Source organism: Cytobacillus sp. FSL W7-1323 (assembly GCF_038595015.1).
GTDB lineage: Bacteria > Bacillota > Bacilli > Bacillales > Cytobacillaceae > Cytobacillus > Cytobacillus kochii.
This window is the reverse complement of the sequence record NZ_CP151998.1, coordinates 1183078-1207131: the sequence shown is the minus strand read 5'-3', so window position 1 is coordinate 1207131 and position 24054 is coordinate 1183078. Positions and strand designations below refer to the sequence as shown.

Here is a 24054-nt window from a genome sequence, read left to right as displayed (position 1 = left end):
TTGACCTTTAATCTGAAAATAATGATACTATTTAGTATGAGGTGAAGGTGATGAAAAGTAAATATAGCATCATACTATTAACCATTATTATAACGCTTGCACTTTTTTTTAGTTTTAAACAATATATTCTCACAGAAGACCTTCCTTATGATGATGAACAAGAAGGGCTCAATGATCAAATCGTTTTAACTTTTAGTCATGTTGTCTCCAATAATACGCCAAAGGGAATGGCCGCTGATAAATTTGCTGAGATTGTTGCTGAAAAATCAGACGGAAATATTAAAATTGTTGTCTTCTCTAACGGCTCTCTCTACTCTGATATAGAAGAAATACGAGCGGTTCAAGAAGGCAATGTTGATATTATTGCTCCCTCCACATCAAAACTTGGCATGTTAAACCCTGCATGGGGGCTACTCGATTTGCCGTTTATTTTCCCTTCCTATGAAGCCATTAACGAAGGGTTAGACGGGTTTATCGGACAAACACTATTATCTAGTGTAAAGGGGGATGGACTCATCGGTTTAGCTCATTGGAGTAATGGATTTAAGCAATTCACATCCAATGATGGTCCAATTATTTATCCGCAAGATATAGCTGGACAAACATTCCGAATCATGCAAAGTGATGTCCTCTCATCACAATTTCTTGAATTGAATGCAAATTCAGTGAAAGAATCTTTTAATTCTACATACGACTTGTTAGATAGTGGGAAAGTAGACGGCGAAGAGAACACTATCTCTAATATTTATTCGAAAAAGTTTTATAACTTACAAAAGTATATGACAATAAGCAATCATGGCTATCTCGGTTATGCCGTCTTAATGAATGAGAATGTTTGGAATAAGCAATCAAGTGAAACAAAACGAATCTTAACTGAGGCTATGTCTGAAGTCACGCAATGGAATCGAAAACAAGCTGCCCAGATGAATGAAAATCAACTCGAAGAAATAAGAAAAGTGAGTTCAATCCACATTCACGAACTTACCAATGAAGAAAAAAACAGTTGGAAAAAGGTCCTAGACCCAGTCTACACTCAATTTAAAAATGAAATTGGCAGTACACTGATTGACAAGGCTTTAAAGCTCAGAGATAAATACGAAAACGAAACAACTGATGAAACGGACTGAGTGAGGCAATTACCCTTGAATATTTAATCAAATTTTTGCCCGGGCTCCCTTTTTTTGACTCGTTTCCGTTTGAATCCAACCAAATTTTTGCCTGGGCTCGCTTTTTTGACTCGTTTCGGGCTTGAATCCAATCAAATTTTTGCCTGGGCTCCCTTTTTTGACTCGTTTCTGCTTGAATCCAATCAAACTTTTGCCGCGGACTCGCTTTTTTGACTCGTTTCCGCTTGAATCCAACCAAATTTTTGCCCGGGCTCCCTTTTTTGACTCGTTTCCGTTTGAATCCAATCAAATTTTTGCCCGGCCCCGCTTTTTTGACTCGTTACCGTTTGTATCCAATCAAATTTTTACTCGGGCTCGCTTTTTTGACTCGTTTCTGCTTGAATCCAATCAAATTTTTGCCCGGGCTCCCTTTTTTGACTCGTTTCTGCTTGAATCCAATCAAATTTTTGCCTGGGCTCGCTTTTTTGACTCGTTTCCGTTTGAATTCAATCAAATTTTTGCCTGGGCTCCCTTTTTTGACTCGTTTCCGACTCAGTCTCTTTCCTTTCCAGTATATATAGACAAAGACGATAGTGAGACACGACAAAAAGTAACCTGAGTATTAACTTAGGTTACTTTTCTAACTCGTATTTTATAATTTATATTTGTTCCTTAAACATCCACTTTCTCTGAAGCTAACATTGTGCCATTTTCCACATAGTTTAAATGCCAAGAAAAAGCTTTCGCTAGAATATGTGGGGTTTGGCCACCTGCTGATAATGCTTCATAATAATAATCTCTAAGTTGATCCTTGTATAACGGATGCGCACAATTTTCAATGATTAGCTCAACTCGTTCACGAGGAGCCAATCCTCTTAAATCTGCGTAGCCTTGTTCTGTGACAATTACGTCAACATCATGTTCTGTATGATCAATATGTGAAGCAAAAGGTACAATACTTGAAACTTTTCCATCTTTAGCAATTGATTTTGTCACGAATATAGCTAACCTTGCATTTCTTGCAAAATCCCCTGATCCGCCAATACCATTCATCATCTTAGTTCCTTGAACATGAGTAGAATTCACATTGCCATAGATATCTAGTTCTAATGCAGTATTGATAGAGATTAATCCTAAGCGGCGAATTAATTCCGGATGATTAGTGATCTCTTGTGGTCTTAACAATAACTTATCGCGATATTGATCGAAATGTGCAAACACTTCTTGCATCTTTTCTTCTGAAAGTGTAATGGAACAGCCTGACGCAAACTTTACTTTCCCAGCATCAATTAAATCAAATACTGCATCTTGAAGTACTTCTGAATACACCTCTAAGTCTGTGAATTCAGAGTCAATCATGCCATGTAATACAGCATTTGCTACCGAACCAATGCCTGATTGTAATGGGGCAAGTTTTTCATCTAATCTCCCTGCTGCAATTTCATTGCGAAGAAAGTTGGTTAAATGTTGTGCCATAATAACTGTTTCCTCATCTGGCTGAACAATAGTTGAAGGTGAATCGCCTTGTTCAGTAAACACAATCGCTTTAATTTTCTCCGGATTCACTTTAATACCTATCTCACCAATACGATCGGCTACATTTGTAATTGGAATTGGACCACGCTCACCTTGTTTATCTGGACTATAAATATCATGTAACCCTTTTAGTGATGGTAATTGGGCCATATTAATTTCAACAATTACACTATGGGCATGTTCTGCAAAAGACAGTGAGTTACCAACTGATGTTGTAGGTACAATTGTTCCGTCATCTTCAATCGAAACCGCTTCCAAAATAGCTACATCCACATGTAATACCCCTGAACGGATAAGTTCTGCTGTGTGAGATAAATGTTGATCAACAAATAAGAAGTCCCCTTTATTAATGCCTTTTCTCATTGTTGAGTCCGCTTGAAATGGTAATCTCTTATTTAAAATACCGGCTTCTGCAAACAACTTATCAACATCCGAACCAAGAGATGCGCCTGTATACACATTGACTTTAAAATCTTCTGTTTTTGCTCTTTCTGCTAATGCGACAGGAACCGCTTTCACATCTCCCGCACGAGTAAATCCACTTAACCCCAATGTCATGCCATCTTTAATCATTTCTGCAGCCCCTTCTGCAGTCATGATATTGTTCTGAAGTGTCTGAATTTTAACTCTCCCAAGTTTATTATCCATATTCCCATCCCTCTTTCTGTAAAGAATACTTAATAACTATTTTACTAATAAATCAGAATGGGATTATTTTTTTAGTATAATTAATGAAAAATTTTGATAAAACAGCAAAATCTGCCGATAAGCCAGCAGATTTTTTCAGATAATCAGAAAATATTGAGTTAAATGTTATTCATCCATTTATGCCTTTGATTTAGAAGCCGAGCAACTTACGAAAATAACTAGAATAGGATTGACTAACAGGCACTTTTGCACCATTTCTCATTAATAATAAAAAAGTAGAATGAGAGTCAGGAAATATCTCTTGTATTTGATTAACATTCACCAAAAATGACCTGTGACAGCGAATAAAGTTTTCCTTTGGTAAAATATACTCAAACTCCTGTAGCGTATTTTTATGCGTACCAGAAGAGTAAATAGCATGAACATGTGTTTTACGATCTTTGGCTTCCAAGAAATATACTTCATTAAATGGAACAGGTACCCAACCATCACTTGTCTTTAATGTAACGACAGATTTCCCCTCTGTCAATGTTGGAAAAATAGCAGTCACACAACCTTCAATTTTTCCATTATTTTTAAATGGAACAGCCATCCCGTGATAAGGTACACCAAATACATCCCTATTAATAAACTCTGACACCTTTTGTTCAGCCTTAAGCGCTTTGTCAGCAATACTTCCTTCTTTTACAATATCCCCTGGCCGAATTTTCAAGTCAACACGTTTACTTGGACGATAGTAAATATACTCTGTTGTATTTGAAACTACAATTGACACTTCATCTGAAAATAACTCCCCAATTACATCTAGCAATGAACTCAGTGTAATTCCTTCCATCACAAAATCCCCTTTTTTGATTCGCTACTATTCTATCTTACGTGTTTTATTTTCATTTGCCTAGTTAAGAAACGTGCAAGAATATGTCTTATACCAAAGAAGGAAACATCAACTTGCTTTTCCTCTTTTAATAGGTTGATCTTCGTATTTAAGCCAGTTCACTCCTTTTTCTAATATAATTGAGATAATAACACCCATTATTAACCCATTTGCTAAAAATGGTTGAATGAGTACAGGTAATTCCGAAAAGATAGCAGGTGAAATATTCATAATACTAATACCAATTAATACAGGTGCTGCTAACCTAAATATCGTATTGGAATTAAACGTCTTTCCATTTAAACTACTGAATGCAGTACCAAATAATTGCATATAGGCAACAAACAAGACTGCGTTTCCAACTGTAACAGGCAACATTGAAAGAAATGAGCCTAAAATTGGAACAATACCAATGATCGTAAGTAAAGCACCACCGATAAAGAATGGCTTTCTTTCATAAATTCTCGTACTTTGCAAGAAACCAATCGTTGATGTAAATGGTGTATAGGGAACAAGTCCGAAACCAGATCCAATAATGGTAGAAATTGAAGTAATCAGCATTGAGCCTTTAAACTCTTTTTTTGCTGCTCTCCTTTGTAGAAGTTTTTCTGCAGCGTTAATAGAAGCAAATGTATTACTTAAGTTTAATAATACGGCAACAAAAGTGACTACGACAATTCCCATTTCAAGATTAGGAGCCCCTAATGGAAAAAGTTGGAAAGGTGCCGATGTTGTCATACCCGCCCCATCATTACCAAACAATAGGACATAACCAAGCCAGCCCCCTAAAAGGCCAATTAAGATAGAAAAATTGCTAATAAGTTGATTACCCTTCATTTTTAATGTAGCGACAATCAGCGCGAGTACTACAGAATAAAGACTTATACCTATATCAATGACGCCAGTCGAGGTCATCTTTAACATACCTTCAAAAAAGATAAACATTAATTGAAAAGTAAGCAAAAACAAATATACAGTCATTACCATCGGACTAAAGATGGCTTGCAATAATGAAAAACCACCACAAGCAATCAGCAAAATGGTCACTAGACTAGCTAAAACAATACCAGTAACAATCCCACCACCAATACGTTCTAATCCAATATTAAGCGCTTGTGCTGAAAGCCCAAGATTAAGGATAATTCCCCATAATAAGCCTGAATGCCCTTCCATAATCGGGAAACGATGACCTTTCCATCCTTGTAGTATACAAGTAATACCTGTAAGTATGAGTGATGCTCTAATCATCATTGCCATCGTTTCACTAGATAGCTCAAATACATTGGCAATGGAAATCGGAATGACAACAGTATTGGCAAAAATAAAAAAGACCCATTGTACGGAAGAAACCATTGTCATTGATGAAATAAACTTTTTCAATCTGTACACCACTTTCTACGTTTTTCATTTTCACATCTACTAGTATAATTCATTTTCAAAAGGAAAGAAGCCTTTAAAAAAAGAATTATGAAAAACGAAATATTTTGAAGCCCATATACGATGAAAATGATAAAAATTGGAGCTAATCTATATGCCTATACAAATAATAACCCTCTCCAAATATGAAGAGGGGCATGTGATTTAAATAGTTTTATTAATCATTGTTATTTTGAAATGATAATGCTTTTTTTGCTAAATTTGTGATTACTACATCATCCATAGGCGGATTATGGAGCGCAGCTCGCACATCACGGTAATAACGCTGCAAAGGATTTCTTTGTTGCAAGCTTTGTGCACCAACTATTCTCATTGCCCAATCGACCACTTTATTAGCACTGTTAGAGACAAGATGTTTGATGGCTCCAAGTTCTGCTCCTAATTCTCCTCGTTTATTCGGTTCATTATCCCAACGATCCGCTATAGAATAGAGTGCTGTTCGCGCTTTTAGTAGCTCGAGTTCCATTTCCCCAATTTTACGTTGCACTTCTGGTACTTCACTGATTGGACCAGGCAGGCTATTAGGTTGATATTCAGAAGCAAAAATAATGGCATAGTTCCGAGCTGCAATAGCAACGCCAATAAAACAAGCAGCTGAATGTAGTAACCATGCATTAGGAATCGCATAAAAATGAACACCTTCTAATTCGACTAATGCTGTTTCTTCTACAATTACATTCTCTAACACGAGATCGTCACTACGCGTGCCCCGCATCCCTAGCATATTCCAATTTGATTCCACTTTTAAACCAGGGTTCTCATGAGGTACAAGGAATATACCAATTTCTCCTGAAGCTTCTATCGTTGCTGTAATAAGAGAAAAATCTAACCCTGGTGCCATCGAAGCAAAAGATTTTCTTCCATTCAAGATCCATTGTGTTCCTTTTTTCACCGCAGTAGTCGCTGGTAGTCCACCACGGGTTGGACTGCCAGTTGCTACCTCAGTTGCACAGCGGTTAATCAATTTATTATCTTTGATAACCATTTCACATAACTTGGCAAACTGTTCTTCCTTCCATTTCCGTTTAACCCTTAAATCATAGATAACACCTAAGTGCCAACCAATACATAAAGCCGTAGACGCATCACCTTGGGCAATCCTTTCTTGTATTAAGAAATATTCATATAAGGAAATCTCTTTACCACCATATTCTTTCGGAATCGTTAAACTTAAGTAATTTGATTGTTTTAATTCTTCAAAATTTTCAAAAGGGAATTCTGCATTTTCATCAATCTTTTGCGCCCTCTTACTAAATCCTTCTGCTAATATCGTAGCTTTATGAAATAATTCTTCTTGTTGAGCCGTCTTAATAAATGGTCGAGCGAGTTGTTCAGCTAAATACGCTTCCTTAGATGAAGCTGTTATCGTGCTCATAGAATCCTTCCTCCCCGTCTGTTTCCATCTTCTCTTTAATACTCAATCATTAGGATAAATAGATATAGTAAAGGCTCCATCCCCTTTACTATATCTATCGTTTGAATTTATTATCTCTTATCTACATATTTAGTTAATTTATCCCCACCAATTTGAATGATTTGCACCAATACAACGAGGACAATTACTGTCGTAATCATAATGACATTATCATAGCGATAGTAACCGAAACGTATCGCTAAATCACCAATACCACCGCCGCCAATAATACCTGCCATTGCTGAATAACCAATTAAACTAATAGTCGTAATCGTTAAACCTTGAACAATTCCAGGTTTCGCTTCTGGGACAAGAATTTCCTTAATTATCATCCAAGGGGAAGCGCCTACTGCTACTGCAGATTCAATGACTCCTTTATCTATTTCTCTTAAGGATGTTTCTACCAATCTTGCAAAAAACGGAATCGCTGCTACAGATAATGAAACAGAAGCCGCTGTAGGACCAATAGTTGAACCTGCAATTAATTTTGTTAACGGCAATAGAGCTACTAACAAAATAATATAAGGAATAGAGCGGATCAAATTGACAATCCAACCGGTAACAGCATTTACAAATCTATTCTTTAAGAACAATCCTTCGTCTGTAACGAATAATAAGATACCTAGTGGAAGACCTAGTATAAGTGCCGCAACTAAAGAAATGGCGACCATATAAATTGTTTGTAATACAGCTGTATTTAGTTCAGGAAGTAACGCCTGAATGGACTCAAGCAACATGTTCAACTACCTCCAAATTCTGTGTTCTTTCTTGAATATATTGTATAGCTCTTTCTATTTCAGGTATTTCGCCAGTCAACTCCATAATAAAAATACCAAGAGGTACTTCTTGAATATATTCAATCTTGCCGTGAAGAATATTTCCTTTTACTTTGAATGTTTGGAACAGTTCAGAAACAACAGATTCTTCTGCTATTGCACCTTTAAATTGAATCTTAATGATTGTTCCCTTCCTGTTTTCAATCAATTGTTGTGGTAAGTCAAATTGAAGAACACTCTGAATGAAATCCTTTGTAAGTGGTTCAATTGGATTCGCAAATATATCATACACCGGTCCCTCTTCTATGACCTTTCCATCTTGCATAACAGCTAACCTATGACAAATCTCTTTGACTACTTCCATCTCATGAGTGATAAGTACGATGGTTAATCCTAGCTTTTTATTAATTGATTTTAATAAGTTCAGGATTGATTTTGTTGTTTTAGGGTCTAGAGCTGACGTGGCTTCATCGCAAAGTAAAACCTTTGGATCATTAGCGAGTGCTCTGGCTATTCCTACCCTTTGCTTTTGACCACCACTTAATTGTGTGGGATACTGATGAATTTTATCTGCTAAACCCACTAATTCTAATAGTTCTTTCACCCTGATATCTATTTCTTTCGGGCTTTTACCTGCCGCTTTTAAAGCAAAGGCAATATTCTCATACACTGTCTTCGAACTCGCTAAATAAAAATGCTGAAAAATCATACCTATCTTCTGCCTTGCTTTTCTTAATTCTTTACTTGTTAAAGATGTTAAATCAACGCCATCAATTTTCACTTCACCAGATGTCGGTCTCTCCAATAAATTTAGACAGCGTAATAAAGAACTTTTCCCTGCTCCACTATAGCCAATAATCCCGTATATTTCCCCTTCTTTAATAGAAAGGGATACATTGTCAACCCCTATTACTTGCTTCTTTTTGCTTTTATAAATTTTCACTAAATGATTGACTTCAATCATTTACCTCACCCTCCCTAAATCCTCTACAACATAAAATGAGCCTCTTTCACTTTGAAAGAGGCTCAACAAATGATTGTTATTAAACCTTATCTTTCAGAATGAAATCATTCTGCAGGATTTAGCACCTTCCCTTTAAAAGGAGGTTGCCGGACATCTTCGGGCCTGGTCCCTCAGTCTCTCTCGATAAGAATCATATTAAATTTAATGTGTTGCTTTGATAAAGGAAATTTTATCGGGTATTGAATTAATTGTCAATAGTATTTTGATTATTTATGCATTTACTTATCTTCCTCTTCGTTTAAACAAGAAGATAAAAAAAGTTGTTCCTAATAAAGCTGTGATTAGACCCACATACAAGATGATTGCTGACGTTTTGAACTTTACTGTACTAGGTTGCTCTTCTTGTCCACGTCCCTCACCACCAGGCATACCTTCAAACCCTTCTGGTGTCTCAAAATCTCCTTCCTGCGGAAAGTCTCCATTGCCTTGCGGACGTTCAGGCATTTCACCATCAATGTTTCCTTCATTACCGTTTGGCGGTTGGAATACTTCTCCTCTTTCTTGACCTTCCTGGTCATCACCACCTGCTCGGCTAGGGAACATGTTATTGACTTCAGAAGCTTGTGATTCTACTTCTAATTCACCTGAAAGCTGAGCAAGTATCGATTCTGATCTCGCCTCAGCAAATGCTGGTAAACTCTCATCACCTTGCACTGCTTGTAGAAATTCTTCTGTTGTATAAAACTTGGTAGGATCCTGTTCTACATAAGGAAGAATCAATGTACTAATTTGTGTAGTTGTATTTTGGTAAGACTCTTTTGTCATATATTCTTCGGCAATCTTTTCAAGGTATGCTTCATATTGCTTTTTAAATTCATCATTTGCCAATAAAGCATTAAGTAAAGGCCTCTCATCTAAAGAAGTACCAGCTACAGGTTCGGAAATACTGAAATTAATCGTATCTTCACTCATTAAATTACTATTTCCCATGCCACCATCGAAGTTCCCCATTTCAGCTTGGTGAACTTGACCTTGTTCATCCTCACCTTGCCCACCTTCTCCTGGTGCTAGACCTTGTTGTTCCTGATTTTGATTTTTGTTTTGGTTTTCTTCAGCGATTGAAGAATCTCCGTTCATGCGTCCTCCGCCACCCATACCTACTCCAAAGCCGCCAAATGCCATATTATAGTCCCACGGAATGATTGAGAACTTACCATCATTTTCATATAAATAATAGTTGTGCTTCATTTGCCCTTGGTAACTATCCATGCTAACGACAGCCGTATTTACTGCAAAATATCGTAATACTTGATCCACATCTAAAGTTTTTTCTAAATTGCCACCATTATCGATACTATCTAACATATCTATTAACGCTTGTTCATCTTGCTCCTCTGATTTCAAGTTTAAACCTGAGTAATCATCAATATCATCACTTACCCATTTCAAGTCACTATTTGTACCATCTGGCTTGTACAATGATCCATATGGATTTTCAAAATATCTTCCAAGCATCACTTCGTCTACTTGTTCAACACCTAAATATAATCCCCATTCCTGACCATTAATGGTCACATACATATAAGAATAAGCAGGTGTGGGTAATCCCATATTCTCCATTAATTGATACGATAAATATTCTCGCATTTGCGTAGCATCACTAAATTGGTTATTTAGATTCAACTTTTTCAATCCATATAAAGTTTGATCGGTATAGTAATCAAAGTCTATTTTGAAGCTATAACGATCAGAATCTTCCATTCTAGCAACGGAAGAAAGGGAAGAATTCCCCTTTGTCCGAACAGCTACTTGGTTCAATTTAGTTCCATTTATCGTCACATTTGCCATCTTATATTCTTCTTCCGTCGGATTCTCTAGTATATCTTCCCAATCATCTTCTGCTAGGGTTAACTCAACTTGAGTCACTTTATTTTTATTGAATACTTTTGAAACATAAGAGTGATCAACTACTTCCCCTTTTGGAAGTAAATGAGGTAGAAAGAATAGAATACCAACAAATAAAACAGCCAACATTAGAAAAACGAGAACGACATATTTGCGTTTAATCATATTCCTTTCTCCTGTTCATTTACGCTGTAAAATTACCGTCATAGCTTAACATTACAGCCGACTCTACCCCGCTAAGGTTCGTTACATTATTCACCACTTGAGATTGCTCTTTTTTCATTCTTACTTCATAAGTAATTTCTACTTGATTACCATTCATGATAGATTTGGATTTCATCATATGTTTATTAGTGACCTTTGATAATAGCGATTCTAGTTGAGATTCCACATCTTCACCCCCATATTTTACAATGAGTAAGTAAGGGTTCTGAATCGTAATTTTGTTAACGAACAATACAAGTACGAGACCGATCATTAAACTGCCAATAATCACTAACGGAATAAAGCCTGCTCCGCAAAGAATACCGGCAACAATCGCCCAAAAAAGATAAACAAGATCCATAGGGTCTTTAATTGGTGTACGAAAACGGACAATGGATAAAGCACCAACCATACCTAGTGATAACAGGACATTCGAGGAAATTCCCATAATAATTAATGCTGTAGCCATGGTCATTATAATGAGGGATATATTAAAAGTATGTGAATAAATCACACCAGAAAATGTCTTCTTATATACTGCATAAATAAAAAGTCCAATTGCAAAAGCCATGAATAAACCTATTAGGGAATCTATAATTGAAAAACTCTCTGTCTTTTCTAAAAAGCTTGATTTAAATACATCTGAAAAATTCACACTTTCCATTTTGCTTTTCTCCTATTCTCTCTATAATCCATACATTCTACTTAATTGATATTTAGAATACGTGCCCTTCCTGCGATCTAGCATTTGCAGAAGCATTTTAATGACATCGGGAATGTATTCATCATACTTTACTTCAAGTATCATCAATTGATGATCAAGGGATGGTACCATAGGCATTGTCGTATTTAAAAAGTCGGGATTCCTTAAGCTTGTACGAATATTGCTATCAAAAGTGAGACGTACATTACCATATGGGTAGATATAAACATCCCTCTCATAATCGACAACCGTTACTGGCTTCAATTGATAACGAATCATGTTATGGAAAAGTTCCCTCATTAATGGTCTGGAATCATTCTCCATCCATAAAATGTCGCTAGCTCTAATAAGCTCATATTCCTCAGCTGTCATCCGACATTTTTCTTTATAGGTCAGATTATTCTTCTTACTTTTCTTTTCTAGATTAATTGTGTCAAAATCATTATTATATGTGCGAACCCTATATTTTGCCCGGTTCATATAGCCTTCTTTTTTTTCTATTAGTGCTTTGTTTTCAAAGTTATCAAAGTATACGCTACGAACATTATATCCCCCTCTCCCATTTGAATGGGGGTCCGCATTCATAAAGGAACTTAAGCGTTTTTTAAGTATAACCCCATCCATTTTTGAGATTTCATGTTTGAGCTCTTTCCTTCCTTTCAAAATCGTTCACCTCCTTTAAATATACGTTTTAATCTCGTATTCTTCGTATTTCTCATTTAGCCATTCCGTATATTCAGTAGAAAGCTTAGACTCTATTAACATCTCTTTTATTTCTTCTTTCGCATCTTCGAGATTGGCTTCTTTCGCTTCTTTATGATCTGTTACTTTAATAATGTGATAACCATAATCTGTTTTAACTGGATCACTCACTTCGTCCACTTCCATAGCAAAAGCCACTTCTTCAAATGCTTCTACCATTTCACCTTCACCAAAATACCCCAATTCACCGCCATTATCTTTATTTGAATCATCGGTTGAATAAGAAGCTGCTAATTCTGAGAAATCGTCACCATCATCGAGTTTTTGTTTTACTTCTTTGGCAGTATCCTCATCTTCTACTAGGATATGACTTGCTTCTATCTCTTCTGCCTGAGAAAAACTTTCTTTATTTTCTTCAAAGTATGTTTCCATCTCATCATCAGTAATTTCTATTCCTGGTGTGATCAATTTCTTTGAACCTAAGTAGATTTCGATATTATGTTCTATAGAGTCATAGGATACCCCGTTTTCATCTAACACTTCTTTAAATGCCTCTTCTCCCCCATATTGCTCCATATAGGCATCCATTTCTTCAGCCACTTCTTCTTCAGTTACAGTTACCTTCTCCTTATCCATTTCTTGAAGAACAATTTGATCAGATATTAATGTATCTAGAACAGAAGTGCCATATTGAGACATTAACGCTTCATTCAAATCATCTTTGCTTATATTTTCTCCATTGACTGTCGCTGCTTTTGAATGGCTATTGTATAAAACAACAGCAACTATGACAGCAGCAACAAACATACAACCAGTGGCAATCAATAATTTATTCTTTTTCAACTTGCTTTTCCCCATTTCCTTGTAACGTTACTTCTACTGTTTTCTTTTCACCATCACGATAAAAGTATATTTTAACCTTATCGCCAATTGAAAAGTCTTTATAAAGAGATTCTCTTAAGTCATTAGCGGCTGTAATAGTTTGATCACCAATTGAAACTAAAATATCCTCAGCTTGCAACCCCGCCGTTTCTGCTGTCGAACCTTCCTCAACTTGGGTAATAATGGCACCTTCTTCTACATTTTTTGGTAATTGTTCTTGATAAAACTGCGGTACTTGATTTAAGTCCATCAAACCAACACCTAGATAAGGTCGAATGATTTTACCATCCTTCATTAACTGATCAATAATGTTCTCGACATCGTTACTTGGAATGGCAAAGCCTAACCCTTCTACGCCACTATCAGCTATTTTCAAACTATTAATACCAACCAAATTCCCATTTGAGTCAATAAGTGCTCCACCACTATTTCCAGGATTTATTGCTGCATCTGTTTGTATGACATTTAAATCCCATTCTCCGGCTGAGGTAGAGACTTCAATCGATCGATCCACTGCACTTACAATTCCTTGAGTTACTGTTCTGGATAAATCTAAGCCTAGTGGATTGCCTATTGCTAACACTTGATCTCCTGCACGAAGGTTTGAAGAATCAGTAAAAGAAAGGACTTCAGCGTCTACTTTTTCATTCACTTTTAACACGGCAATATCTGTTAATGAATCTGTTCCAACAAGTTCAGCTTGAAGCTTTTCACCATTATGCAGAGAAACCTGAATATTAGACGCTCCTTCAATGACGTGATTGTTTGTCACAATATACGTTTCATTATCTGTTTGCTTGAAAATAACACCAGAGCCAGTACCACTTTCAACTGCTTCCCCACTTTGGGTGTTGCCTGTAGAATGACTAAAAGGGTTTGCTTGCTGCTCTTGCATGTTGACAACGCCTACGATTGCTTTAGAGGCTTTTTCTACTATATCTGCAATCGACCCATCACTCGTAGTTGATACCGTTTCAGCATTAACTTTGGAAACATTAGTTTCTGCTTGCTCCTGTACAACCTCCGTAGACTGTTTTGTTTCATTAGGAAAATAATTGATTGCTCCTAAAGTTAGGGCTGAGCCCATAACTCCACTTGCTACAGTCATTGTTACACTTTTAAACCAAGTATTTTTTCGCTTCGATTGATACTCGCGATTATCTTCAAAATGATTGAATTCATTCATTAAAAATCCCTTCTTTCATTTGATTTTGCTTGCCTTGTTTTATAATTTAATCAGTGAATGTGTCAGGCATATGTCAAAATAATTTTTTATGTAAAAAAAGAAATAAAAACCTCCGAATATTATTCGGAGGGAGATGGGTTTAAATTATTTTGCATAAAGTTTTGTACATTTTCGATTTCTTCTACTGTAGCGAGTTGCGTTTCATACCATCCCTTCTTTTCCATTAATTGAAAGATTTCCTTTTGGGCTTCTGCACTTGTTTTTAAGCACCCTTCATAAATATCTCTCAATTCATCATGAGTCGTTTCCATTAATGTGTGGCTAATAGCGGGAACTCTTCCTTTTGCTAATTCTAAACATAATTGCAACATTTCTCGTTCTGTTAATCCACGACCATTGATATTATTCGGCAATGAAACCACCTCCAATAAAATTAATGTAATTTCCTCGCTCGGTTGAAATAGGTTGATAATTCTGCAATCCTTAGCTGATGTTCCTCTGCTAATTTTTCCAATGACATCCTTACTTCTTCGTCCTCACAAAGAGAAGCACACCAGTTAAACGTCTTCGCTGTTATTTCCTCCGCCCGAATTTCATCTTCAATTGCCGACAATTCTTTCGTCGTTAACTGATACATTACGCCACCTCCCATACTCCTTTTTGTTAGTATGAAACATAAATGTATGTTTATTCCATAAGACGGTTATTTCTTTTATCTCTGCGGTTGGTTCCACCTTGGATTAATTCTCGTTTTCTGTTTGTTAACGTACTCTCTAACACCTTTTGCGAAGCTTTCGTTTCCGATTTTCCTTTTGAATGACTTGCATACAGCTTTTGCGAAGCGTTCATTTTCGATTTTCCTTTTGAATGACTTGCAAATAGCTTTTGCGAAGCTTTCGTTTCTGCTTTTCCTTTTGAATGACTTGCAAATAGCTTTTGCGAAGCTTTCGTTTCTGCTTTTCCTTTTGAATGACTTGCAAATACCTTTTGCGAAGCGTTCATTTCCTCTTTTCCTTTCGAATGACTTGCAAACAGCTTTTGCGAAGCGTTCATTTCCGCTTTTCCTTTTGAATGACTTGCAAATACCTTTTGCGAAGCGTTCGATTCCGCTTTTCCTTTTGAATGACTTGCAAATAGCTTTTGCGAAGCGTTCATTTCCGCTTTTCCTTCTGAATGACTTGCTAATACCTTTTGCGAAGCGTTCATTTCCGATTTTCCTTTTGAATGACCTGCAAATACCTTTTGCGAAGCTTTCGATTCTGCTTTTCCTTCTGAATGACTTGCTAATACCTTTTGCGAAGCGTTCATTTCCGATTTTCCTTTTGAATGACTTGCAAACAGCTTTTGCGAAGCGTTCATTTCCGGTTTTCCTTCTGAATGACTTGCTAATACCTTTTGCGAGGCGTTCATTTCCGCTTTTCCTTTTGAATGACTTGCAAACAGCTTTTGCGAAGCGTTCATTTCCGCTTTTCCTTTCGAATGACTTGCAAAAACCTTTTGCGAAGCTTTCGTTTCTGTTTTTCCTTCTGAATGACTTGCAAATAGCTTTTGCGAAGCTTTCGTTTCTGCTTTTCCTTTTGAATGACTTGCAAATACCTTTTGCGAAGCGTTCATTTTCGATTTTCCTTTTGAATGACTTGCAAACAGCTTTTGCGAAGCGTTCATTTCCGGTTTTCCTTCTGAATGACTTGCAAATACCTTTTGCGAAGCTTTCGATTCCGTTTTTCCTTTTGAATGACTTGCAAATAGCTTTTGCGAAGCGTTCATTTCCGCTTTTCCTTCTGAATGACCTGCAAATACCTTTTGCTAAGCGTTCATTTCCGCTTTTCCTTCTGAATGACCTGCAAACACCTTTTGCGAAGCGTTCGATTCTGCTTTTCCATCTGAATGACGTGCTAACGTATTATCCTCGGCTTTCAGTTCTATCTCGTTTTGACATAATACTTTTCCAAAGCACACAGCTCAATCGCCGAGTATCCAAGAACGAAAAAACCCGCAAACTTTCAGGTATAATCTGAAATTGCGGGTTAAATGTGAATAGATATCTTATAAAAGTAGGGAACGACATATTTTCATATCGTTGCTATAATAAAATCTTCTCCACCTTGCAGCATCAATTGATCTTTCCGTTCACGAAAATACTTCTCTTTTAAATCAATAGATGATAGATGAGTCACATCTTTTAGGCCTGCCTCTTCAGCTAGTGCTAGCATTTCTGAAGGGGTGAAAAAACTGATAAATGGCGTTCCACCTGCTTTTGCTCCTTTTTCTGCTTCATCCACCTCTTTCCGTTCATTCTGTTTTTTTATGTTTTCAAATGGGAGTAGGAAAGTCAGCGCCAACTTTGAGCCCTTTGCTAACTTACTAAACATTTTCAATGTATCCATAATGGCATCTATAGTTAAATATTGAGTAACCCCTGTTGAAACAACAACGGCAGGCTTCGTAACATCAAAACCATTCTTCTTTAATTGATCTAACCACCCTTGTTTCTCTTCAAAATTTACCGGTACAAATTTTAAACAATCAGGAATGTGGTACCCTGTTTCTTCCAGTCTTTTTTTCTTCCATAACTGTGTATCAACTTGATCGATTTCATAAATGGTCATCTGAGGACATAACTCTTGATGCCTTTGTGCAAAAGTGTCAAGCCCCGCACCAAGAATCACATATTGATCTACCCCTTTATCAAATTGTTCAACAACTAAATCATCAACAAAACGAGAGCGAGCGACAATTGATGCTCTAAAAGCACTTGTATTTGCTACATCCATATCAGGACGTTTCTGCCAATCATCATTTGGAGAGATAAGTTTTAAACCGATATTATCATGAAAAATATAAGGTTTTTCATCCACAATTAAATGTAATGCTCGCCATAAAGACACTCTTACAGCTGTATGATCAGGTTCTTTCACTTTGGTCAATCCTTCCTAAAACTGTGCTTTTGATAAGGTAATTCGATCATAAATTCAGTACCACACTCAGATGTCTTAACTAAAATTAAATCACCATTCATTGATTGTGCTATCAGTTTACTAAATGGTAAGCCAAGACCTAACCCTCTTACACGAAGCTTCTTTTCTTGTCCACGAAAGAAACGCTCAAAAATGTATGGTACTTCTTCGTCAGGTATTCCCTTTCCACTATCATTAACTTTTATAGAGATATTCTTCGGTCCCGTATCTATTTTAACCTCGATTTTCCCTTTTCCATCCATTGCCTGGAAGGCATTATTAAGTAAATTAATTAGAATTTGTTGTAATCTTATCTGATCAATATGCACAAATAAAGGCGTGCTCGCTTGGTACACAACAAGTTGAAAATCCTCACTTACTTCATGCGTAATTTCCCATTGATAGACTGATTCTTTAATTAATTGATTGATTTCATATTCTTGTAGTTGAACTGGCATCACATTCGTGGCATAAGTGTTAAAGGCTAATAGATCTTCCACCATTTTTTTCATTTTTTCTGTTTCTAATATGGACAGTTTGATAAACTCTTTTGCCTCTTCACCTTCCACCACTCCTTCATGAACAGCCTGCAATAACCCGTCAATTGACGTTACCGGCGTTTTTAATTCATGAGTCACACCTGCTAACAGTTCCGTACGTAATGTTTCTAATTTCTCTAACCGTTTAGACATTTCTTTAAAAGAATGTACAAGCTCATATAATTCCTGTTCTTGGTATGAATCCTTTAAATCAATTTGATAATTCCCCGCTTGAATTTCCCTAGCTGCCTCTGCTACTTCTTGGATAGGTTTAGACAATCTCTTCGACAAGAAGTAAATCGCTGCCCAGCCAATTAATGCCAAACCAATAATCATCATAGCTAATAATCGATATTCTTGGTTTACTTCTGCTAGATTTGCTTTCGATTCTAGCATAACTACCCAGCCTACAGGCGCATCTTGATAAGTAATCGGTACTTTTACAACATAAAAAGCTTCTTTCGTTGCATCATTATTTAATTCTTGAACAGTTTTATCCTCATTTAAAAGAACTTCGGAAAATTGTAACATTCGATCTTGAGGCCGATTGGTTGTTAAAGTATTTCCATACGTATCAACAATTGAAATAAGTGGATCACTTTCCAAATCCATAAAACGTCCTCTATCATTCAAATACCCTGGGACATCTCCTTTTGGAATTGGCTTTCCTTCACTCATTTCTACAAAACGGTCAGCAATTTCTTCCGCCATTAACTCCATAATATTGAGGCGGTTTTCAACTGTGGTATGCCTAATCCATAATACAGAAAAAAAGGCGATAATTAGAAGTCCGACACAAAGTGCAAGTAAATAGCGAGTCGTCCAATATCGAAGTAGAGATTCTCTAGGTTTACTTTGTTGATTAGACACTTAATTGATACCCCAATCCACGTAAAGTCTTGATTTCACCTTCTTCTGAAGACCATGAATGCAATGCTTTTCTAATTCGTTTAATAGCTAAGTCTACCGCTCGATCGCTTCCCTCATATTCCCAACCCCAAACATGTTCAATTAATTGTTCCCTAGTAAATGTTTGATTCGGATGCTCTGCTAAAAAAATGAGCAAAGCAAGATCTCTAGGCGTTAACTCAATGACCACACTATTTAATGTAATTTTATGAGACTTAATATCAATTATCAGACCACCGTACTTCTTGATTTTTTCATCACTTTTACCAGTCCTTCTTAAGACCGCTTGCACTCTAGCTACAACTTCTTCTGCATTAAATGGTTTAGCGATATAATCATCTGCTCCTTCATTTAATCCATTTAATCGATATTGAACGTCCGCTAGAGCGGTTAACATAATAACAGGCGTTTTCATTTGCGCTCTGATTTCCTTTAAAATTGACCATCCATCCCGATCTGGCAACATAACATCCAATAAAACAAGTGATGGATGATATTCATTTAATTTTTGGATTGCTTCAGTTCCATTAAATGCTTGGACAGTTTGAAAGTTTGCCTTTTGTAAATAAACTTTTAATACTTGGCTAATTGGTAATTCATCTTCCACTATTAAAACAGTTCTCATTTCACTCACCATAATCTCCTGACGTATGTTTTACTATTCATTATCGTTCTGCTTCATGTCAAGTAGATGTCAACTTAAAAGAAAGAATGACAAACGCATTTCTTTGTTATCTTAACATTATTTGTTATGATCAGATTAACTTAAAAGAAGGAGTGAAGTAAATGAAGTCGAAACAACAATTAGGTAAATCTGGACTTTTTGTTAATCCTATTGGTCTTGGAACAAATGCAGTGGGTGGACATAATTTATACTCCAACCTTGATGAAGCACAAGGAAAAAAACTGGTTCATGAAGCATTGAATAATGGCGTGAACCTTCTTGACACAGCCTTTATTTACGGGCCTGAGCGGTCAGAGGAACTCATTGGGGAGGTTTTACAAGAAAGAGGCAAACGTGAAGAAGCAGTCATTGCGACCAAGGGCGCTCATAAATTCGTTAAAGAAGATGTGGTGATGGATAACAGTCCCAGTTTCTTAAAACAATCTGTAGACGATAGCTTACGTAGACTCCAAACTGACTATATTGACCTTTATTACATTCATTTTCCTGATGAATCAACACCAAAAGACGAAGCAGTTGGAGCGTTGAAAGAACTGAAAGACGCGGGAAAAATAAGAGCTATTGGCGTATCTAATTTTTCTATTGATCAATTAAAAGAAGCCAATAAAGATGGTTATGTAGATGTATACCAAGGGGAATACAATTTATTACAGAGAAACGCCGAGGCAGACTTACTTCCTTATACAAAAGAAAACAATATTTCATTCATACCTTATTTTCCACTAGCATCTGGCTTATTAGCAGGGAAATACGATAAAAATACAACATTCAGTGACTTGCGTGCTAACTCCCCACATTTTCAAAAAGAGGTTTTTGAAGATAACTTAGCAAAAGTAGATGAATTACGAGGTATTGCCCAAGCGAAAAATGTGGAAGTCGCCCATATAGTTTTAGCCTGGTATTTAACAAAAGACAGCATCGACGCCATTATCCCAGGGGCTAAAAGAGCCGAGCAAGTGTTGAATAATTTAAAAACATTAGAAGTGCAACTTTCCGGAGAAGAAATAGAGCAAATCTCTACCATCTTTAAATAAGACAAGCCGGTTCAAAAAATAGTCAGAACAATACCGAATACACGAACAAATTCAAAAAAATGGATTTGTTCGTGTAAAATACATATTTTAAACTATGCTAAATCCCATATATCTTTTCTCCTCATTCCTTTGCTTTAACGACAATCACCTTCGTATATTGTGTGGTTTTACAGTCAGATAAATCTTTATCATCGATAATTTCTAAATCTAGTGCAGACTGAATTCTCTTCTCATCTGGTATTTTTTGAATAAGTTGATGCTGATTAATAGATTCTAATTTGTTTACCGTCTTCTCTCTATCGTACTGCTCTTTCACCCTAATTTGACGCTGTAATTTATATTGGGAGAGGATGAGTTCACCTTTTTCGTTTCTCCCTACCGCTTGATCAAAGTATTCATTGAATACTTTTTTCATAGCACCTAACTCTTCATCAATTTGTTTTTTTAATCTGCTGAGCTCCGCATAGCGTACAAGTACTTCATTGGTAATCACCCTATTCGTATTCATGCTGTCCCCTCTTTCATTCGTTGTTATTTCATTGTATTGACCAACCTCAACTGTTATGACAAAAAGAGAACATCACAACTAAAGCCCATATAAAAAAACGCCTTTCAAAAGAAAAGGCGCTCTTACATTACTTTTTATCTTTTTTATCAAGTATTAAAAGAATCCACATAATGGTTCCGGACAAAACACCTGCACCAGCTGAAATCAACGTTCGATCACGTAATACTAATTCTGCTGAATCAGCTTCCAGCATATTAAACGCTATTATCGCAACTACAATAGCAACAATAATAATTGTTGGGAATTTCTTCAAACGTCATACTTCCTTTCAATGAACATTACTAATTCTAGTATAACTTATAAATGATCAATAAATAAACGAATGACATCTGCTCCGCCAATAAAAGTTCCTAATGAGCTACCGAGATTGGATAGCACAATAATGAGGAGAATCCTAGTTACTTTATTATTCCAAAACCCTTTCAATGTAAATACATCTTCCGAGAGGTTTTCGAAATCGCGAACGTTCGGACGCTTAATGAATGCTTGGACAAATCCGGCGATCCAACCTACAGCCAACAACGGACTTAAAGATGTAAATGGCGCAGCAATAAATGCTGATAATATTGTAAGAGGATGTCCAAATGCAATAGCAGCCCCTAGAGCAGCGAGCCCTCCATTCCAAAGGGCCCAACTAATTGTTTGTTGTACTCCAGCCGATGGATTCATGAGAAAAGTAAGAACAATAAGGACTAAAATTGCTACTGGAATCATCCAGCCAATTACTTTTGGCGCTTTTGATTTTGGTGGTACTTCCGTTAATTTCTTGAGATCATGTTTTTTCTCAAATTCCCTTTTAATACCTGGAACATGAGCTGCTCCTAATACAGCAACAACCTTTTCACCGGGCGCATTCTTTATTTTTTCTGCCAAATATTGATCGCGTTCATCAATTAAAGGTACTTTTAATTGTGGGAATACCTCAGTAAAATCATTTAAAATGGAATCAATTGAGTCTTGATTTTTCATTTTTTCTAATTCTTCTTCAGTTATCGTTTCATTGCTAAATATACCGGCAAATACTTGTGAAAGTAACATTGCTTTTCCCTTAAAACCCAGTCCTCTCCAGATACGAGAAAACGTAATTTGGATATTTCTATCAGCTAACACAAGCTTTGCTCCGGTTTCCTTAGCAGATTCAATGCCTTGAATCATCTCTTGTCCTGCTTTAATTCCGAATTGTTTAGCCATACGATTTTGAAAAGAGGAGATAGCAAGATTCATTAATAAAAGTGTTGCTTTCTTTTCTTTAATCACCTTAAAAATATCCATGTCTTTCCATTTATTTCCTTCTGTAATAGACTCATATCTACCTTTATCTAATTCAATACATACGGAGTCAGGCTGCTCTCTTTCAATCACTTCTTTTACTTGCTCCGCACTATTTTTGGATATATGTGCTGTACCAATAAGGATATATTCTTTATCATACATATGTATTCTCGTGATATTTTCTTCTGACATGCAACGATCTTCCCCTTCATCTAACCTAACCGTACTTTTTATACATATAACCATACTAAACTAGAAAATGCAAAATGAAAATTGATTTCTCTTATTTCTTTGAAAAAACACTCCTCCATGTTATTCCCTTATTCCTTTTAGTTATAAATATTGTATTTCACACAAATTAGATAAAACATATGAATAGTATCCCTATTAATTGGTGGGTGTTATGTATCATCTTGAAAAATAATCAACTCAGATAAGTATGTATTGTTTTAAGCATAATTAATTTTAACGAAATTAAAAAACGCGATCAAATGAGATCGCGTTTGCTTAATCCTAATTAATACTCATAGAGTGCGTCATTCTTTTTTAAAGTCAATTGTACTTCGAACTGTATCGATTGGTCTGACTAGGCCTTCAATTTGTTCTCTTTTAGATTCGAAGAATGGTGGCAGTGACAACGATTCACCTAGTGTCTCATATGGTTCATCTCCCATAAACCCTGGACCGTCTGTTGCCAGCTCAAATAGAATTTGCGGTGCAACTCTTGTATACAAAGAGCCGAAGAAGAAACGGTCAATAAAACCTGATGATTGGTAGCCAAATTGCGCCATTCTCCCAGTCCAATGATCAATAGCTTCCCTATCTTCCACTCTAAAAGCAGCATGATGGACGGTACCGTATCCTTGGCGTGCCATCGGTAAAACGGTATTATACTCAACAATTACTTGTGCACCATTACCACCTTCGCCAACTTCAAATAAGTACAAGTCACCTTCTTGGGCAATTTCTCTAAACTCTAATACTTTCATCAGCATTTCTTTAAAATAATCAATATTAGATACACGTACAAAGACCGGACCAAGGCCAGTAATCGCATACTCTAAAGGAATAGGACCATTTTGCCACGGTGTCCCAGCTTCGACACCTTTATTATTTTCATCTGAAATAAGCTGATACTGCTGATCATCAAAATCAACAAACGGCAAAACTCTTTTGCCAAATTGCTCTTGTATACCGCTATGGGCAACATTTAACCGGTCAAACCTTTTCACCCAATAAGCCAATGCCTGATCACTAGGTACACGGAAAGATGTTTGAAAAATTTCATTTGTACCATGAACACCTTTGGGTATATTAGGGAAATCGAAGAAAGTCATATCTGTTCCAGGACTTCCCGTATCATCTGCGAAAAACAAATGATATGTTTGAATATCATCTTGATTGACAGTCTTTTTCACTAATCTCATCCCTAAAGTATAGGTGAAAAATTGATAATTCTTTTCTGCACTACTAGTAATCGCAGTTACATGATGAACGCCTTTTATACCGAACATCGAATCATTCCCTTCTCAAATTAATATCTACATAATTATTTAAAAGTATTTAAATATCTTGAATTAAAATATCTTTAACTTGAGATAAAATTATCACGAATTCGATTTTCTGTCAACCTATTATCATCATTGCTCTATGCCATTTTACAGAAAAAAACTTTTATGACAAAAACGATAAAAATAGTAATATAAATGTAACCAGTTTAATAAAGGATTTTTGCTAACATTGTATAATATTT

The 24054-nt window shown here is 36.3% G+C and carries 24 protein-coding genes and 1 riboswitch; of the genes, 2 read left to right on the top strand and 22 right to left on the bottom strand.

Annotated elements, in window-relative coordinates; genetic code table 11:
• The first annotated feature begins 50 nt into the window (after positions 1–50).
• Positions 51–1127, top strand: coding sequence for a DctP family TRAP transporter solute-binding subunit (locus MKX67_RS06295; RefSeq protein ID WP_307317585.1), 1077 nt, complete (start codon positions 51–53; stop codon positions 1125–1127).
• 651 nt (positions 1128–1778) lie between these two features.
• Here MKX67_RS06295 and MKX67_RS06290 read toward each other — a convergent pair.
• The 18 genes from MKX67_RS06290 to MKX67_RS06205 all read right to left on the bottom strand — a co-directional run bounded on the left by MKX67_RS06290 (position 1779) and on the right by MKX67_RS06205 (position 19367).
• Entirely contained in the window at positions 1779–3290 is a 1512-nt protein-coding gene (locus tag MKX67_RS06290; RefSeq protein ID WP_095370142.1) for a succinate CoA transferase, read from the bottom strand.
• A 190-nt stretch (positions 3291–3480) separates the two neighbouring features.
• Positions 3481–4125 carry a LytTR family DNA-binding domain-containing protein gene (locus tag MKX67_RS06285; protein ID WP_095370143.1) on the bottom strand — a complete coding sequence of 215 codons (645 nt, stop codon included), beginning with the start codon at positions 4123–4125 and terminating at the stop codon, positions 3481–3483.
• Between the two features lie 108 nt (positions 4126–4233).
• Positions 4234–5544: a uracil/xanthine transporter gene (locus MKX67_RS06280; RefSeq protein ID WP_233435289.1), complete on the bottom strand. Its 1311-nt coding sequence runs from the start codon at positions 5542–5544 to the stop codon at positions 4234–4236.
• Positions 5545–5758: 214 nt separating this feature from the next.
• The gene (locus MKX67_RS06275; protein WP_095370144.1) at positions 5759–6976 is read right to left on the bottom strand and encodes an acyl-CoA dehydrogenase family protein; all 1218 of its coding nucleotides are present in this window, start codon (positions 6974–6976) and stop codon (positions 5759–5761) included.
• Between the two features lie 110 nt (positions 6977–7086).
• Positions 7087–7752, bottom strand: coding sequence for a methionine ABC transporter permease (locus MKX67_RS06270; protein WP_095370145.1), 666 nt, complete (start codon positions 7750–7752; stop codon positions 7087–7089).
• A complete protein-coding gene (locus MKX67_RS06265; protein WP_095370146.1) occupies positions 7742–8755 on the bottom strand; it encodes a methionine ABC transporter ATP-binding protein in 1014 nt (337 codons plus the stop codon). The genes MKX67_RS06270 and MKX67_RS06265 overlap by 11 nt, the downstream gene beginning before the upstream one ends.
• Before the next feature lie 83 nt (positions 8756–8838).
• Positions 8839–8945: riboswitch (SAM riboswitch) on the bottom strand.
• 92 nt (positions 8946–9037) lie between these two features.
• Positions 9038–10825 carry a CotH kinase family protein gene (locus MKX67_RS06260; protein ID WP_322910022.1) on the bottom strand — a complete coding sequence of 596 codons (1788 nt, stop codon included), beginning with the start codon at positions 10823–10825 and terminating at the stop codon, positions 9038–9040.
• Between the two features lie 19 nt (positions 10826–10844).
• On the bottom strand, positions 10845–11528 hold the full coding sequence (locus tag MKX67_RS06255; protein WP_095370148.1) for a DUF4956 domain-containing protein: 684 nt from the start codon (positions 11526–11528) through the stop codon (positions 10845–10847).
• A gap of 21 nt (positions 11529–11549) precedes the next feature.
• Entirely contained in the window at positions 11550–12230 is a 681-nt protein-coding gene (locus MKX67_RS06250) for a polyphosphate polymerase domain-containing protein (protein WP_307317599.1), read from the bottom strand.
• Positions 12231–12245: 15 nt separating this feature from the next.
• A complete protein-coding gene (locus tag MKX67_RS06245) occupies positions 12246–13112 on the bottom strand; it encodes a peptidylprolyl isomerase (protein ID WP_322910021.1) in 867 nt (288 codons plus the stop codon).
• Positions 13099–14337 carry a trypsin-like peptidase domain-containing protein gene (locus MKX67_RS06240; RefSeq protein ID WP_095370150.1) on the bottom strand — a complete coding sequence of 413 codons (1239 nt, stop codon included), beginning with the start codon at positions 14335–14337 and terminating at the stop codon, positions 13099–13101. The genes MKX67_RS06245 and MKX67_RS06240 overlap by 14 nt, the downstream gene beginning before the upstream one ends.
• 119 nt (positions 14338–14456) lie before the next feature.
• On the bottom strand, positions 14457–14750 hold the full coding sequence (locus MKX67_RS06235) for a spore coat protein (protein ID WP_095370151.1): 294 nt from the start codon (positions 14748–14750) through the stop codon (positions 14457–14459).
• Positions 14751–14770: 20 nt separating this feature from the next.
• Positions 14771–14974, bottom strand: a complete 204-nt coding sequence (locus MKX67_RS06230; protein ID WP_095370152.1) for a hypothetical protein — start codon at positions 14972–14974, stop codon at positions 14771–14773.
• 50 nt (positions 14975–15024) lie between these two features.
• Positions 15025–16104 (bottom strand): hypothetical protein, encoded by a 1080-nt coding sequence (locus MKX67_RS06225; RefSeq protein WP_342489047.1) that lies wholly within the window; start codon positions 16102–16104, stop codon positions 15025–15027.
• Between the two features lie 39 nt (positions 16105–16143).
• Complete coding sequence (locus tag MKX67_RS06220) at positions 16144–16296, bottom strand: hypothetical protein (protein ID WP_340978178.1); 153 nt, start codon at positions 16294–16296, stop codon at positions 16144–16146.
• 113 nt (positions 16297–16409) lie between these two features.
• Complete coding sequence (locus MKX67_RS06215; RefSeq protein ID WP_342489046.1) at positions 16410–17255, bottom strand: class I SAM-dependent methyltransferase; 846 nt, start codon at positions 17253–17255, stop codon at positions 16410–16412.
• Between the two features lie 5 nt (positions 17256–17260).
• A complete protein-coding gene (locus tag MKX67_RS06210) occupies positions 17261–18703 on the bottom strand; it encodes a HAMP domain-containing sensor histidine kinase (RefSeq protein WP_095370155.1) in 1443 nt (480 codons plus the stop codon).
• On the bottom strand, positions 18696–19367 hold the full coding sequence (locus MKX67_RS06205) for a response regulator transcription factor (protein WP_095373506.1): 672 nt from the start codon (positions 19365–19367) through the stop codon (positions 18696–18698). The genes MKX67_RS06210 and MKX67_RS06205 overlap by 8 nt, the downstream gene beginning before the upstream one ends.
• A 161-nt stretch (positions 19368–19528) precedes the next feature.
• Between MKX67_RS06205 and MKX67_RS06200 the strand changes: the two genes are divergently transcribed.
• Entirely contained in the window at positions 19529–20461 is a 933-nt protein-coding gene (locus MKX67_RS06200; RefSeq protein WP_251162923.1) for an aldo/keto reductase, read from the top strand.
• Between the two features lie 121 nt (positions 20462–20582).
• On the opposite strand, the gene MKX67_RS06195 is transcribed toward MKX67_RS06200, so the two are convergent.
• The 4 genes from MKX67_RS06195 to MKX67_RS06180 all read right to left on the bottom strand — a co-directional run bounded on the left by MKX67_RS06195 (position 20583) and on the right by MKX67_RS06180 (position 23815).
• The gene (locus tag MKX67_RS06195) at positions 20583–20969 is read right to left on the bottom strand and encodes a hypothetical protein (protein WP_307317619.1); all 387 of its coding nucleotides are present in this window, start codon (positions 20967–20969) and stop codon (positions 20583–20585) included.
• A gap of 127 nt (positions 20970–21096) precedes the next feature.
• Positions 21097–21282, bottom strand: coding sequence for a hypothetical protein (locus tag MKX67_RS06190; RefSeq protein ID WP_342489045.1), 186 nt, complete (start codon positions 21280–21282; stop codon positions 21097–21099).
• Positions 21283–21326: 44 nt separating this feature from the next.
• Positions 21327–22493 (bottom strand): TraB/GumN family protein, encoded by a 1167-nt coding sequence (locus MKX67_RS06185; RefSeq protein WP_095370158.1) that lies wholly within the window; start codon positions 22491–22493, stop codon positions 21327–21329.
• A gap of 344 nt (positions 22494–22837) precedes the next feature.
• Positions 22838–23815, bottom strand: coding sequence for a ring-cleaving dioxygenase (locus tag MKX67_RS06180; RefSeq protein WP_342489044.1), 978 nt, complete (start codon positions 23813–23815; stop codon positions 22838–22840).
• Between the last annotated feature and the right edge of the window lie 239 nt (positions 23816–24054).

Bases quoted from the DNA above. Each gene is read 5' to 3' on its own strand.
- MKX67_RS06295 (WP_307317585.1), top strand. From the start codon at position 51: ATGAAAAGTAAATATAGCATCATACTATTAACCATTATTATAACGCTT.
- MKX67_RS06290 (WP_095370142.1), bottom strand. From the start codon at position 3,290: ATGGATAATAAACTTGGGAGAGTTAAAATTCAGACACTTCAGAACAAT.
- MKX67_RS06285 (WP_095370143.1), bottom strand. From the start codon at position 4,125: ATGGAAGGAATTACACTGAGTTCATTGCTAGATGTAATTGGGGAGTTA.
- MKX67_RS06275 (WP_095370144.1), bottom strand. From the start codon at position 6,976: ATGAGCACGATAACAGCTTCATCTAAGGAAGCGTATTTAGCTGAACAA.
- MKX67_RS06270 (WP_095370145.1), bottom strand. From the start codon at position 7,752: ATGTTGCTTGAGTCCATTCAGGCGTTACTTCCTGAACTAAATACAGCT.
- MKX67_RS06265 (WP_095370146.1), bottom strand. From the start codon at position 8,755: ATGATTGAAGTCAATCATTTAGTGAAAATTTATAAAAGCAAAAAGAAG.
- MKX67_RS06260 (WP_322910022.1), bottom strand. From the start codon at position 10,825: ATGATTAAACGCAAATATGTCGTTCTCGTTTTTCTAATGTTGGCTGTT.
- MKX67_RS06255 (WP_095370148.1), bottom strand. From the start codon at position 11,528: ATGGAAAGTGTGAATTTTTCAGATGTATTTAAATCAAGCTTTTTAGAA.
- MKX67_RS06240 (WP_095370150.1), bottom strand. From the start codon at position 14,337: ATGAATGAATTCAATCATTTTGAAGATAATCGCGAGTATCAATCGAAG.
- MKX67_RS06230 (WP_095370152.1), bottom strand. From the start codon at position 14,974: ATGTATCAGTTAACGACGAAAGAATTGTCGGCAATTGAAGATGAAATT.
- MKX67_RS06225 (WP_342489047.1), bottom strand. From the start codon at position 16,104: ATGAACGCTTCGCAAAAGCTATTTGCAAGTCATTCAAAAGGAAAAACG.
- MKX67_RS06205 (WP_095373506.1), bottom strand. From the start codon at position 19,367: ATGAGAACTGTTTTAATAGTGGAAGATGAATTACCAATTAGCCAAGTA.
- MKX67_RS06200 (WP_251162923.1), top strand. From the start codon at position 19,529: ATGAAGTCGAAACAACAATTAGGTAAATCTGGACTTTTTGTTAATCCT.
- MKX67_RS06195 (WP_307317619.1), bottom strand. From the start codon at position 20,969: ATGAATACGAATAGGGTGATTACCAATGAAGTACTTGTACGCTATGCG.
- MKX67_RS06185 (WP_095370158.1), bottom strand. From the start codon at position 22,493: ATGTCAGAAGAAAATATCACGAGAATACATATGTATGATAAAGAATAT.
- MKX67_RS06180 (WP_342489044.1), bottom strand. From the start codon at position 23,815: ATGTTCGGTATAAAAGGCGTTCATCATGTAACTGCGATTACTAGTAGT.